The sequence below is a fragment of the Chitinophaga sp. LS1 genome, from assembly GCF_034274695.1.
In the GTDB taxonomy this organism is placed as follows: Bacteria; Bacteroidota; Bacteroidia; order Chitinophagales; family Chitinophagaceae; genus Chitinophaga.
Map to the genome: position 1 here is coordinate 3,481,179 of NZ_CP128362.1, position 12,521 is coordinate 3,493,699.

Genomic DNA, 12,521 nt, shown 5'->3' on the forward strand with positions numbered 1-12,521 from the left:
ATGGATAATTCTTGTCAGGCTATGTTATATATCGTAATTAAAGCAAATTTAGCTATATGGTAATTAAGGTTTGCTAATTAGATTTGAAGTTACAAACAAACAGGGAAGCACAAAATTAATGATTTCGCCTGTGTTGCAGAAAGTAAAGTATGTTTTTTAATTTAATGTAACACGGGCTCATAAAAAGTAATTACGGAATGGGAAAAACATTAGTTGACAAGATCTGGGACAGTCATATCGTGGTAAGTAAACCTGGATTTCCGGATGCAGTGTACATCAACACGCATTTTATCCACGAAGTTACCAGTCCTCAGGCATTTGACGGATTGCGCAAAAGGGGCATTCCTGTATTCCGTACGGGCAAGACCCGTGCTACAGCCGATCACAACGTACCTACTATGGACCAGCACCTGCCTATCAAGGAAGCGCTGAGCCGCAAGCAGGTAGAGATGCTGACCAGCAACACAGCAGAGTTTGGCGTAGAACTGTATGGTCTGGGCCACCCTTACCAGGGTATTGTGCACGTAATCGGCCCTGAGCTGGGTATTACCCTGCCAGGTATGACCATCGTGTGTGGTGATAGCCATACCAGCACTCACGGTGCATTTGGTGCTATCGCTTTCGGTATCGGTACATCCGAAGTGGAAATGGTACTGGCTACCCAGTGTCTGCTCCAATACCGTCCAAAACGTATGAAAATTGAGGTAAATGGTCAGTTGAAGAAGGGTGTGGTATCCAAGGATATCATCCTTTACATCATCTCTAAGATCTCTGCATCCGGTGCTACCGGCTACTTTGTGGAATTTGCCGGTGAGGCGATCCGCAGCCTGAGCATGGAAGCCCGTATGACCATCTGTAACATGAGTATCGAGATGGGTGCACGAGGAGGTTTGATCGCTCCTGACCAGACTACTTTCGACTATATCAAGGGCCGCGAGTTTGCACCCAAAGGTGCTGACTGGGATAAAGCCCTCGCTTACTGGGAGACTTTGTACACCGATGCTGATGCTGAGTTCGACGCTGTGATCACCTTCGATGCTGCAGATATTGAACCAATGATCACTTATGGTACCAACCCAGGTATGGGTATTGGTGTGACCCAGCACATTCCATCTCTGGAACAGCTGGATGAAAAGGAAAAACCTTCCTTCAGGAAATCCCTTGATTACATGGGCCTGGAGCCAGGCAGCGGTCTGCTGGGCAAAAAGGTGGATTATGTATTCATCGGTAGCTGTACCAACAGCCGCATCGAAGACCTGCGTATGGTGGCTGAATTTGTAAAAGGCAAACATAAGGCAGACGATGTAGTAGTTTGGATCGTACCAGGTTCCAAGCAGGTAGAAGCGCAGGCCAAGAGAGAAGGCATCGATAAGGTATTTGAAGCGGCCGGTTTCCAGTTGCGCGAGCCAGGATGCTCTGCATGTCTGGGTATGAATGAAGATAAAGTTCCTGCCGGCATGTATTGTATCTCTACCTCCAACCGTAACTTCGAAGGTCGTCAGGGTCCTAACGCCCGTACCTTCCTCGCCAGCCCACTGTCAGCAGCAGCTGCAGCGATCACTGGTAAAGTAACCGATGTAAGAGAACTCGTATAAAAGTATTATCATGGCCTGGAACGCGGATTTATATAAAGAGAAGCATGCCTTTGTATTCAACTACGGCAACAGCGTAGTGGAATGGCTGCAGCCCAAAGCAGGGGAGACCATCCTCGATCTGGGGTGTGGTACAGGCGAACTCACTGCTCAGATCGCAGAGAGTGGGGCAACGGTAAAAGGGATAGACAGTTCCGCCAGTATGATTGCCAGTGCAAAAAGTCATTACCCTTCCATCGATTTTGAAGTGGCAGACGGTACTTCTTTTTCACTGAATCAAACCTTCGATGCGGTGTTTTCCAATGCAACCCTGCACTGGATCCGCCAGAAGGAGAAAGTACTGGATCGTATCTGGCATCACCTGAAACCCGGTGGCAGACTGGTACTGGAAATGGGAGGAAAAGGCAATGTAGACGACATCACAGGTGCACTGAGCAAAGCGATGGAAGAAAAGGGATATGAATTTAAACCATTTTGGTATTTTCCATCTCCTGGTGAATATACTTCCCTGCTGGAAGAATATGGTTTCCGGGTAAATCAGCTGAGCTATTTTGACCGTGATACCGAGCTGGCTGATCCGGAGAATGGTATCGTAGAATGGCTGCAGATGTTCGGGGCATACTACCTCGAAGCAATACCTGAAGCAGACAGACTGCCCATCCTCAAAGCGGCACAGGAAAGCCTGCGTGCTACTAACTTCCGCGATGGCAAATGGTATACTAAGTATGTAAGGTTGCGCGTGAAAGCTGAAAAAATTGCAGACGCTCAATAATTTGTAAAACACGTAAATTTAAAGTCCTCCTTACGGAGGCGATATATAATGAGTAAGAATTTTCAACAGTTGGAATCTACCGCAGTTCCTATTCCAATCGAAAACATTGATACTGACCAGATCATTCCGGCGCGCTTTCTAAAAGCAACTACCCGCGATGGTTTCGGTGAAAATCTGTTCCGCGACTGGCGTTATGACGGCGACAATCAACCTAAAGCTGATTTCGTACTGAACAATCCTACTTACAGTGGCCAGGTACTTGTAGCTGGTAAGAACTTTGGTTGTGGTTCCAGCCGTGAGCACGCAGCCTGGGCCCTTGCCGACTATGGTTTCAAGGTAGTGATCAGCAGTTTCTTTGCAGATATCTTCAAGAACAATGCACTGAACAATTTTATCCTGCCTATCCAGGTGACTGATGCATTTCTCGACAAGATCTTTGCAGCAATCGAAGCAGACGCTCATGCGAAACTGGCTGTAGATCTGGAAAAACAGACCCTGAAGATTGTATCTACAGGTGAAGAAGTTTCCTTCGACATCAATCCATACAAGAAAGCATGCCTGATCAATGGCTATGATGATATTGACTACCTGTTAAGCCTGCGTAAGGAAATTGAAACCTACGAAGCCACCCGGGAGTTTAATTTTTAACTTTTCGCTTTAACTCAACAATACAATAAATGGGCGTAGACAAAAAAATACTGGTTATTCCGGGTGATGGTATCGGACAAGAAGTGACTACCTGGGGTAGGAAAGTGCTGGAAACAATAGCAACAAACTACAAGCACAACTTTACGTTTGAAGAAGGCATCATGGGACACGTAGCGATCGAAGCTACGGGAAATCCCCTGCCAGATGAAACACTGGATAAAGCACGCAAAAGTGACGCTATCCTTTTTGGCGCTATCGGACATGCCAAATATGACAACGATCCTACACTGAAAGTACGCCCTGAACAGGGATTGCTGAAGATCCGCAAGGAACTGGGATTGTATGCAAACCTGCGTCCTATTAAGTTGTTTGATGAGCTGCTGGAAGCTTCCAGCATCAAGCCTGAAATCCTGCGTGGAGCAGATATCCTGTTCTTCCGCGAGCTGACAGGTGATGTTTACTTTGGTGAAAAGAATCGTTCTGAAGATCGCAATACTGCTTCTGACCTGATGATCTATCACAAATATGAAGTAGAGCGTATTGCCCGCAAAGCATTTGAAGCTGCACGTACACGTCGTAATAAACTGTGCTCTGTGGATAAAGCAAACGTACTGGAAGCAAGCCGTCTGTGGCGCGAAGTAGTACAGGCACTGGCAAAAGAATATACTGACGTAGAGGTAGAACATATGTTCATCGATAACGCTGCTATGCAACTGGTGAAGGATCCTAAACGTTTCGACGTGGTGGTAACCGGCAACCTGTTTGGCGATATCCTGACAGATGAAGCATCTCAGATCGCTGGTTCTATGGGTATGCTGGCTTCAGCTTCAGTAGGTGACAGCGTTGGCTTCTATGAGCCTATCCATGGTTCTGCACATGACATTGCAGGTAAAGGCATTGCCAATCCGCTGGCCTCTATCCTGTCTGCAGCACTGATGCTGGATATCTCTTTTGGACTGAAAAATGAATCGCTGCGTGTGATCAAGGCTGTAGAAGCTACTTTGAAACAAGGCTTCCGTACAATGGATATTGCGAACAAGCATACAGACAACCATCTGGTGATGGGTACTGATGCAATGGGCGCCAAAGTACTGGAGAATTTAAACTAAGAATTAAAAAAACAATAACAAATCAACATAAGATGAGCGATAAAAATCGTGTGTACGTCTTCGATACTACTCTCCGTGATGGTGAACAGGTACCTGGCTGTCAGCTGACCACAGTTGAAAAGATCACTATAGCCAAGGAGCTGGAAGCACTGGGAGTAGATGTTATTGAAGCCGGTTTCCCAATATCGAGCCCCGGCGATTTCCAGAGTGTAGTAGAAATATCGAAAGCTGTAAGTGAGCCGGTGATCTGTGCACTGACCCGTGCAAACACTATGGATATTGATGCTGCTGCCGAAGCCCTGCGTTTTGCAAAACGTAAGCGTATTCATACAGGTATCGGTTCTTCCGATATGCACATTAAATATAAATTCAACAGTACCCGCGAAGAGATCCTGAAGCGTGCTGCTGATGCGGTAAAATATGCACGTAAATTCGTTGACGATGTAGAATTTTATGCAGAAGATGCAGGCCGTGCAGACAATGCATACCTCGCGCAGATGATCGAAGCAGTGATTGCTGCAGGTGCGACTGTGGTGAACATTCCTGATACGAATGGTTACTGTCTGCCTGACCAGTATGGTGCGAAGATCAAGTACCTGATGGATCATGTGTCTAACATTGACAAAGCGATTATCTCGGTACACTGTCACAATGACCTCGGTATGGCTACTGCCAACTCCATCGCTGGTGTGATCAACGGTGCACGTCAGGTAGAATGTACCATCAATGGTATTGGTGAGCGTGCAGGTAATACTTCTCTTGAAGAAGTAGCGATGATCCTGAAAACGCATCATTCATTGGGTTATCATACAGGTATTCAGTCAAAGAGACTGTATCAGCTGAGCAACATGGTAGAAACCATGATGCGTATGCCGGTGCAGCCGAATAAGGCAATCATAGGTCGTAATGCATTTGCACATAGTTCCGGTATTCACCAGGATGGTGTGCTGAAGCATCGTGAAAACTATGAGATCCTGAATCCGGAGGATGTGGGTATTGAGTCTAATGCGATTATCCTGACTGCACGTAGTGGCCGCCATGCCCTGAAGCATCACCTGGAGCGACTGGGTTATAAACTGGATAAGGTGAATCTGGATGAGGTGTATCAGCGTTTCCTGGTGATGGCAGATAGCAAGAAAGAGATTTCTGATGCAGATCTGTTAGAACTGATGGGGAATGGTAATGATCAGAATTATACAGATGATAAGGCGATCAAGGTTACATTGTTGCAGGTAGTATGTGGCGATCCGCTGCGTCCTATGGCGACTGTGAAACTGAAGATCAATGGTGAGGAGAAGGAAGCTAGTTCTGCTGGTAATGGTCCGGTGGATGCAGCGATCAATGCGATCCATGAGATTATTAAAGATCAGATAGATATTGATGAGTTTAATATTCAGTCAATGAGAGGGGGTAGTGCGGATGTGAGTAAGGTGAATATGAGGGTGAAGCATAATGGTCAGAGTTACTATGGATATGGGACTTCGACGGATATTGTGAATGCTTCTATGCATGCTTATGTGGATGCGCTGAATAAAATATTCTAAAACTTTTTGAATTCCTTCGTGGGTTGTTGAATTTCGGCTCCGCTGAATTCAACAACCCACAATCAAAATCATTGAGCTGCTTGCGGAGCAAGCAGCTCAATGATTTTGTAGTTTTTGGAAGTCTACATTCATAAGCGGATACTGCTGTCCATCTTTCAAATAAAAATGCCACCATTCCGTAGTTAAGTTAATAAACCCATGCTTCTCCATCACCTCCCTCAATAACTTCCGGTTATTTGCCACCAGTGTATCCTGTACGTTATACGACTGATGCGCCTTCTCCGTAAAATCATCAAAATCTGTCGGCATTGCCAAAGGCTTACCCGTTTTTAAATCACATAATGTAAGGTCCACTGCTATCCCTCTATTATGCCCTGACCCTTTTGCCGGATTCGCTGCATATCTTTCATCCGGCACAATCTCCCACATCTTCTGCGTCACACTAAAAGGCCTGTATCCATCATAGATCAACAACCCCAATCCCCGTTCCTCCAACTCCTCCTGTACTTCTTTCAGCGCCTTCGCCGCCGGCAATTTTAAATAAGCGGCTGCACGCGGATACAACACCTGATGTGTAAAGTTATTAGCCGTCGCATATCGGATATCCAATCTGATATGCGGAATGTACTTCGTAAGATCCACCAAATCAGACTGGTTACTTTGCGCAAAAGCAAAATGATACCAGAAAATGAAGAAAATAACAACAGTGTAATTGAATTTCAACCTTTATCTATTTAAAAAATATAAAATATGGTAATAAAGTATAGACTTCTGCTAAAAAAAGATGGAATTCCCCTTGTTAAAAAGGCTATTTTAGAACCCTTAAATTAAGGAAATTATGAACCTGTTTAGATTAGATAATAAAGTGGCAGTCATTACGGGCGGAGGAAGTGGAATTGGTCAGGCTATTGCTAAGGTTTTTGGTGCACAGGGCGCCAGTGTTCACATCATAGAGCTGAATGAAGACGGTGGTCGCCAGACAGCTGCAGACATCACTGCCGAAGGTGGCAAAGCTGCTGTATACGGCTGTAACGTAGCCAAACAGTCGGAAGTTGTAGCTGTGATGGAAAAGATCACTGCTGCTGCAGGCCGCATCGACATCCTTGTAAACTGTGCCGGTATTGCCCACGTAGGCCGGTTAGACACCACTTCAGAAGAAGATCTGGACAGAGTATATAATGTGAATGTGAAAGGTACGTACAACTGTATGTTCGCCGTAATCGGGCAGATGAAAGCGCAAAAGAGCGGTGTGATCCTGAACGTAGCTTCTATTGCTTCCAGCGTAGGTATTCCTGACAGATTCGCTTACTCTATGAGTAAAGGTGCTGTGCTCACGATGACCCTCTCTGTGGCAAAAGATTTTATCAGGGATGGTATCCGTTGTAACTGTGTGTCTCCTGCACGTGTGCATACACCATTTGTAGACGGATTTATCGCTAAAAACTACCCTGGTAAAGAAGCGGAAATGTTTGAGAAACTCTCTCAGACACAACCAATTGGACGTATGGCAAAACCAGTAGAAGTAGGCACCCTGGCACTGTACCTGTGCTCAGAGGAAGCAGGCTTCATCACAGGTTGTGATTATCCTTTGGATGGTGGTTTTATAAAGCTTAATAATTAATTATAAGTAAAGAATTATGAAATAAGACAAAAGGTATCTTATATTCGTAAATTCTAATTTGTAATTAATCAACCACAATTCCATTATTCATGAAATCTATTTGGTCAGTTATCATACCTGCCACAACTTTATTGTACGCATGTGGCGGTACAGGTACCAACGCCGGCAACGGCCAGCAGGCGGGAGATAGCACAGCTGCGTTTCAACCAGCTACGCCTTCGGGTAAGGTAGCAATCGCTTTCCCGGCAGATGCAGATACGACCCGTATCTCCATCCATTTTGAAGCAGACGGACAGTCTTCGGACAAAACGTTTGAACTGCCTCTGGCAAGAGACGTGGCCGAGCAGGATCTGTATCGTGCCGTGTGGGACAAGCCAAACAGCGTATACATTGGTGTGCTGAAAAGTGACCATAGCACCCGCTATTATCATGCAAGTGTTGATAACGGTAGTGCAAAAATCAATCAGGTAGGTACGCCTCCTGCAGCAGTATGGCACTATGCTGAAGAAAAGGCCGGTTTAGGCACCATTAGCCTGGATATGAAAGCAGTTGATTCTTACGAACAACAAATTCAATCCGGTACTATCATCGCTGACCTGATCGTGAAAAAACTGCCGGTTTCTTCTCCTGATTCTGTGAGAATTTATGCAGAATTCGGTGGCGCTAACAGGACCATTGGAATGGTGGTGCCTGCAGAAGCAACCACAGGTATCGTACAATCACCTTCTCATCCGGAACAGGTGTTCCTGGTGCAGATCTTGAACAAAAAGTACACAAACCTGGTGGAAATCAAAGTGGATAATGGTCACCTGAAGATCAATTCATTGCGATAAGTGTTAAAATAAAAAACAAAGTACAATTAACATATGAAACTGATACGATTTGGAGCACCGGGAGCTGAGAAGCCGGGAGTGGTAACCGAAGCAGGCATGTTTGATGTCAGTGCATTCGGTGAAGATTTTGGAGAGCAATTTCTGGCGACAGATGGACTGAACCGTCTGGCTGCATGGTGGGCGCAAAATGAAAAAAATTGCCCTTCTGTGCCTGCAGGTACCCGTCTCGGAAGCCCTATCACCAGGCCTTCCAAGATTATTTGCATTGGTCTGAACTACGCTGACCACGCAAAGGAAACCAATGCAGCGATTCCACAGGAACCAATCGTATTTTTCAAGAGTACTACTGCGCTGGTAGGCCCGAATGATGACTTAGTCATTCCCCGCAACAGCGTAAAAACTGACTGGGAAGTGGAACTGGCTGTGGTGATTGGAAGGAAAGCCAGCTATATTGAAGAAAAGGATGCGCTGGAATATATAGCAGGTTATGCCTTGCACAACGACTATAGCGAGCGTGAGTTCCAGCTGGAACGTGGCGGACAGTGGGTAAAAGGTAAGAGTAATGACACCTTTGCACCGCTGGGTCCATGGCTGGTAACCAAAGAGGAAATTAAAGATGTGGATAACCTGCGTCTGTGGTTAACCCTGAATGGTAAAACCATGCAGGATGGTACTACAGCCAACCTGATCTTTAAAATCCCTTTCATCGTTTCCTACCTGAGCCAGTTTATGACCCTGCTGCCGGGCGATGTGATCTCTACAGGTACACCTGCGGGCGTAGGTTTGGGAATGAAACCAAATGTATATGTAAAAGCTGGTGATGTGATTGAGCTGGGTATTGACGGTCTGGGTACATCCAAACAAACAGCTGTTGCTTTCAAATAAGAATGCTGTAAGAAATTATGATGCGGTCAGACTGCTTTTGCCGTCTGACCGCTAAATTTTCCACTTGCTGTAATTCTGACATTTATTCCCTTTAAACTTGTAATTTGCTACGATATGAAGAGGCACTGTCTTGCGTTAGATCTGAAGAATGACCCGGTTTTGATCGCTGAGTACGAAGCGTACCACCGGGAAATATGGCCGGAAATCAGGAAGAGTATATTAGACAGCGGTATAGTGAACATGGAGATATACCGTATCATGGACCGCCTGTTTATGATCATGGAAGTAGATGAAACCTTTTCATTCGAAAAGAAAGATGCTGCAGATGCTGCTAACCCCAAAGTACAGGAGTGGGAAGCGCTGATGTGGAAATACCAGCAGGCCTTACCAGTGGCTAAGCCAGGAGAAAAATGGATATTTATGGAGAAGATCTTTGCATTGTAAAAAGAGACTTACTAAGCCTGGCATTTTAATAAGGAAGCAAACGTTATGAAAAAATGGTCATAGACGCTCACCAGCATTTTTGGCAATATCATCCTGTAAAGGATGCCTGGATCACTGATGATATGAAAGTGATTCAGCAGGATTTTTTGCCACAACACCTACTACCGGTTTTGGCGCAAAATAATGTGGATGGCTGTGTCGCTGTACAGGCGGACCAGTCAGAGGTGGAAACTGATTTCCTGCTGGGACTTGCTGCCGGACATGATTTTATTAAAGGCATTGTGGGTTGGATAGATCTGCGCGATGCAGACCTGGAAAACAGGCTGGCGCATTATAGCCAGTTTCCCATGCTGAAAGGTTTCAGGCATATCGTACAAGGTGAGCCTGATCCTGCATTTATTATCAGGGAAGACTTTTGCAGGGGTATACACCTCCTGTCGAAATATAACTTTACTTACGACATCCTGGTCTACCCGGTACAACTACCGGCAGTAGCTACGTTTGTACAGAAATTTCCTGATCACCGCCTGGTGATCGATCATCTGGCTAAACCGTATATTAAAACCGGTGATGTGGAAAGCTGGGCACAACAGATGCGTGCCATTGCACAGTATCCGCATGTATATTGCAAACTCAGTGGTATGGTCACTGAAGCTGACTGGAGCAATTGGGAGCCGGCGCATTTTACGCCATTCCTGGAAGTTTGCCTGGAAGCTTTTGGCGCAGACAGACTCCTGTTTGGCTCCGACTGGCCGGTATGCCAGCTGGCGGGTAGTTATACACAGGTAAAAGGTATTGTGACTGATTATATCAGTCATTTATCAGCAACTGAGCAGGCGAAGATAATGGGTGGAAATGCGATCGCATTTTATGGGCTATAGGCAATCAAAGGGAGTTCAAAGTAATTCGAACGAATTCAATTCTCTTGAAAAGCCTTACATGTCTTCCAAAGGAAGAACTATTAAAAGAATAATATTTCTAAACAATATTTAAATCGTTCACATGGATCTGGGATTAAAGGAAAAAGTGTTTATTGTTACTGGTGGTGCAAAAGGAATAGGCGAAGCTATCTCCAAACTGATTGCCGCTGAAGGTGGCATTGCTGTAGTGGCAGGCAGAAACGCAGCTGATAATGATAAAACTGTAGCAGCGATCAAAGCTGCCGGTGGCAAGGCTTTTGGCGTTGCAGCTGAGTTGGGTAAAGTGGAAGATTGCAAAAAAGTAATTGATCTGGTAGTAGCAGAATTTGGCCGCATCGATGGTCTTGTAAACAACGCCGGCGTGAATGACGGTGTAGGCCTGGAAAGCGGCAGCCCTGAGAAATTCATGGCTTCTCTGCAAAAGAACCTCTCTCACTATTATAACCTCGCGCACTATGCACTGCCTTATCTGAAAACGACTAAAGGCAGTATCTTAAATATCGGTTCCAAAGTGGCTGAAACCGGCCAGGGTAATACCAGTGGTTACGCTGCTTCCAAAGGTGGTATCAATGCACTGACCCGCGAATGGGCAGTGGAATTGCTGCCTTACAGCATCCGCGTAAATACCGTGATCCCTGCTGAAGTATGGACGCCACTGTACGAAAACTGGATCAACTCCCTGCCTGATCCAAAGGAAAAACTGGCTGCTATCGTTTCTAAAATTCCTTTAGAAAAGAGAATGACCACCTCCGAAGAAATTGCTAATATGACAGTGTTCTTACTGTCTGACGCGTCGTCTCATACTACCGGCCAGATCATCTATGTCGATGGTGGTTATACCCATCTGGACAGGTCTCTGAGCTAACTTATTTTTAAACCATTCAAATTTTCCACAATGGCCGGAGCCACAATGTCCACTTCCACAGTTAAGGCAAACATCGATACGAATAAGAGTTACCTGTTTCCATTTATACTGGTGACCAGCCTGTTCTTTTTATGGGGATTTGCGTATGGGTTGCTCGATATTTTAAACAAACATTTTCAGGATGTACTGGAAGTGACGAAGAGAAAGTCTACCCTGTTGCAGTTTGCTTATTTCGGGGCATACTTCCTGATGGCATTGCCGGCTGGCATCTTCATGAATAAATATGGTTACAAAAAAGGTATCCTGCTGGGATTGGTGCTGTATGCAATAGGGGCGTTTTTATTTTATCCCGCTGCAGGAGCGCTTAGTTTCAACGGCTTTCTGGCGGCATTGTTTATCCTTGCCTGTGGACTGGCCTGTCTTGAAACGGCAGCGAATCCTTATGTAACCGTGCTTGGTAAAAGTGAAACTTCTGAATTTCGCTTGAACCTGTCACAGTGTTTTAATGGCGCAGGGTCTTCATTAGGCGCTTTCATCGGGGGGCAGCTGTTCCTGGAAGACAAAACCGCAGCAGTCTCCGCAGCCAAAGACCTGACGGTCGTTCAGCTTACCTACATTGTTATTGGTATTGTTGTCGTACTGATCGCCATGTTCTTTTTCCGTACACCATTGCCTGAGATCAGGGAAGATGAGGAGGAAGGTCTTGATGCTGCTGCGAAAGCGAAGCCATTATTTTCCCATTCCCATTTTATATGGGGTATCATCGCCCAGTTCTTTTATGTAGCTGCTCAGGTAGGTGTGGCCGCATTATTCATCAACTATGTTACAGAATATTGGCAGGGTACTACCAGTAAGCAGGCATCGTCACTGCTGGCGATCGGGCTTGGATTATTCCTGGCAGGCAGATTTGTGGGTACCGCCATCATGCGGAAAATAAAACCTAACAAGCTGCTGATGATCTATGCATTTATCAACGTGCTGCTTTGTATGCTGGTGATAGCCGGTCATGGAGAGATCTCTGTGTATGCACTGATGGCTATTTTCTTCTTTATGTCTATCATGTTCCCTTCCATCTTCGCACTGGGTGTGAAAGATCTGGGTGTACATACCAAAAGGGCTTCTTCCTTCCAGATCATGGCCATAGTAGGTGGTGCGATCGTACCTTATGTAATGGGTACCCTGGCGGATATGAAATCGACAGCCATCGCTTATGTAGTACCACTGGTTTGTTTCTCCGTGGTATTCTACTTTGGCGGCTGGGGTTATAAACAGCGATGATTCTCATCAT

Annotated in this window: 13 protein-coding genes; 12 read left to right on the forward strand and 1 reads right to left on the reverse strand. The window is 45.5% G+C overall.

The features are described from left to right. Nucleotides 1–197 precede the first annotated feature (197 nt). From leuC to QQL36_RS14500, 5 genes are read left to right on the forward strand one after another with little or no spacing between them, the layout of a single operon-like run. Entirely contained in the window at nucleotides 198–1,595 is a 1,398-nt protein-coding gene (gene leuC, locus QQL36_RS14480) for a 3-isopropylmalate dehydratase large subunit (RefSeq protein ID WP_083720709.1), read from the forward strand. Between the two features lie 10 nt (nucleotides 1,596–1,605). Continuing rightward, on the forward strand, nucleotides 1,606–2,364 hold the full coding sequence (locus tag QQL36_RS14485) for a methyltransferase domain-containing protein (RefSeq protein ID WP_083720707.1): 759 nt from the start codon (nucleotides 1,606–1,608) through the stop codon (nucleotides 2,362–2,364). A gap of 48 nt (nucleotides 2,365–2,412) precedes the next feature. Next, a complete protein-coding gene (gene leuD, locus QQL36_RS14490; RefSeq protein ID WP_321570096.1) occupies nucleotides 2,413–3,012 on the forward strand; it encodes a 3-isopropylmalate dehydratase small subunit in 600 nt (199 codons plus the stop codon). 29 nt (nucleotides 3,013–3,041) lie between these two features. Further along, nucleotides 3,042–4,121 (forward strand): 3-isopropylmalate dehydrogenase, encoded by a 1,080-nt coding sequence (gene leuB, locus QQL36_RS14495; protein WP_083720703.1) that lies wholly within the window; start codon nucleotides 3,042–3,044, stop codon nucleotides 4,119–4,121. A gap of 32 nt (nucleotides 4,122–4,153) precedes the next feature. Next, nucleotides 4,154–5,665: a 2-isopropylmalate synthase gene (locus QQL36_RS14500; RefSeq protein ID WP_321570097.1), complete on the forward strand. Its 1,512-nt coding sequence runs from the start codon at nucleotides 4,154–4,156 to the stop codon at nucleotides 5,663–5,665. A 96-nt stretch (nucleotides 5,666–5,761) separates the two neighbouring features. On the opposite strand, the gene QQL36_RS14505 is transcribed toward QQL36_RS14500, so the two are convergent. Further along, nucleotides 5,762–6,388, reverse strand: coding sequence for a M15 family metallopeptidase (locus tag QQL36_RS14505; protein ID WP_083720699.1), 627 nt, complete (start codon nucleotides 6,386–6,388; stop codon nucleotides 5,762–5,764). Between the two features lie 115 nt (nucleotides 6,389–6,503). On the opposite strand from QQL36_RS14505, the gene QQL36_RS14510 reads away from it, so the two are divergent. The 7 genes from QQL36_RS14510 (at nucleotide 6,504) to fucP (ending at nucleotide 12,511) form a co-directional block, all read left to right on the forward strand. After that, nucleotides 6,504–7,286, forward strand: a complete 783-nt coding sequence (locus QQL36_RS14510) for a glucose 1-dehydrogenase (protein WP_321570098.1) — start codon at nucleotides 6,504–6,506, stop codon at nucleotides 7,284–7,286. An 89-nt stretch (nucleotides 7,287–7,375) separates the two neighbouring features. After that, the gene (locus tag QQL36_RS14515; protein WP_083720698.1) at nucleotides 7,376–8,119 is read left to right on the forward strand and encodes a hypothetical protein; all 744 of its coding nucleotides are present in this window, start codon (nucleotides 7,376–7,378) and stop codon (nucleotides 8,117–8,119) included. Nucleotides 8,120–8,152: 33 nt separating this feature from the next. Beyond that, on the forward strand, nucleotides 8,153–9,004 hold the full coding sequence (locus QQL36_RS14520; protein WP_083720696.1) for a fumarylacetoacetate hydrolase family protein: 852 nt from the start codon (nucleotides 8,153–8,155) through the stop codon (nucleotides 9,002–9,004). A gap of 114 nt (nucleotides 9,005–9,118) precedes the next feature. Beyond that, a complete protein-coding gene (locus tag QQL36_RS14525) occupies nucleotides 9,119–9,448 on the forward strand; it encodes an L-rhamnose mutarotase (RefSeq protein WP_083720694.1) in 330 nt (109 codons plus the stop codon). 53 nt (nucleotides 9,449–9,501) lie between these two features. After that, nucleotides 9,502–10,329 (forward strand): amidohydrolase family protein, encoded by an 828-nt coding sequence (locus QQL36_RS14530; RefSeq protein ID WP_083720692.1) that lies wholly within the window; start codon nucleotides 9,502–9,504, stop codon nucleotides 10,327–10,329. 121 nt (nucleotides 10,330–10,450) lie between these two features. Beyond that, a complete protein-coding gene (locus tag QQL36_RS14535) occupies nucleotides 10,451–11,233 on the forward strand; it encodes an SDR family oxidoreductase (RefSeq protein WP_083720690.1) in 783 nt (260 codons plus the stop codon). 30 nt (nucleotides 11,234–11,263) lie between these two features. After that, the gene (gene fucP / locus QQL36_RS14540) at nucleotides 11,264–12,511 is read left to right on the forward strand and encodes an L-fucose:H+ symporter permease (protein ID WP_083720689.1); all 1,248 of its coding nucleotides are present in this window, start codon (nucleotides 11,264–11,266) and stop codon (nucleotides 12,509–12,511) included. The last annotated feature ends 10 nt before the right edge of the window (nucleotides 12,512–12,521 follow it).

What these genes read in the sequence shown, in the direction of transcription:
- leuC (WP_083720709.1), top strand. Translation starts at nt 198, where the DNA reads ATGGGAAAAACATTAGTTGACAAGATCTGGGACAGTCATATCGTGGTA.
- leuD (WP_321570096.1), top strand. Translation starts at nt 2,413, where the DNA reads ATGAGTAAGAATTTTCAACAGTTGGAATCTACCGCAGTTCCTATTCCA.
- QQL36_RS14515 (WP_083720698.1), top strand. Translation starts at nt 7,376, where the DNA reads ATGAAATCTATTTGGTCAGTTATCATACCTGCCACAACTTTATTGTAC.
- QQL36_RS14485 (WP_083720707.1), top strand. Translation starts at nt 1,606, where the DNA reads ATGGCCTGGAACGCGGATTTATATAAAGAGAAGCATGCCTTTGTATTC.
- QQL36_RS14510 (WP_321570098.1), top strand. Translation starts at nt 6,504, where the DNA reads ATGAACCTGTTTAGATTAGATAATAAAGTGGCAGTCATTACGGGCGGA.
- fucP (WP_083720689.1), top strand. Translation starts at nt 11,264, where the DNA reads ATGGCCGGAGCCACAATGTCCACTTCCACAGTTAAGGCAAACATCGAT.
- QQL36_RS14520 (WP_083720696.1), top strand. Translation starts at nt 8,153, where the DNA reads ATGAAACTGATACGATTTGGAGCACCGGGAGCTGAGAAGCCGGGAGTG.
- QQL36_RS14535 (WP_083720690.1), top strand. Translation starts at nt 10,451, where the DNA reads ATGGATCTGGGATTAAAGGAAAAAGTGTTTATTGTTACTGGTGGTGCA.
- leuB (WP_083720703.1), top strand. Translation starts at nt 3,042, where the DNA reads ATGGGCGTAGACAAAAAAATACTGGTTATTCCGGGTGATGGTATCGGA.
- QQL36_RS14525 (WP_083720694.1), top strand. Translation starts at nt 9,119, where the DNA reads ATGAAGAGGCACTGTCTTGCGTTAGATCTGAAGAATGACCCGGTTTTG.
- QQL36_RS14530 (WP_083720692.1), top strand. Translation starts at nt 9,502, where the DNA reads ATGGTCATAGACGCTCACCAGCATTTTTGGCAATATCATCCTGTAAAG.
- QQL36_RS14500 (WP_321570097.1), top strand. Translation starts at nt 4,154, where the DNA reads ATGAGCGATAAAAATCGTGTGTACGTCTTCGATACTACTCTCCGTGAT.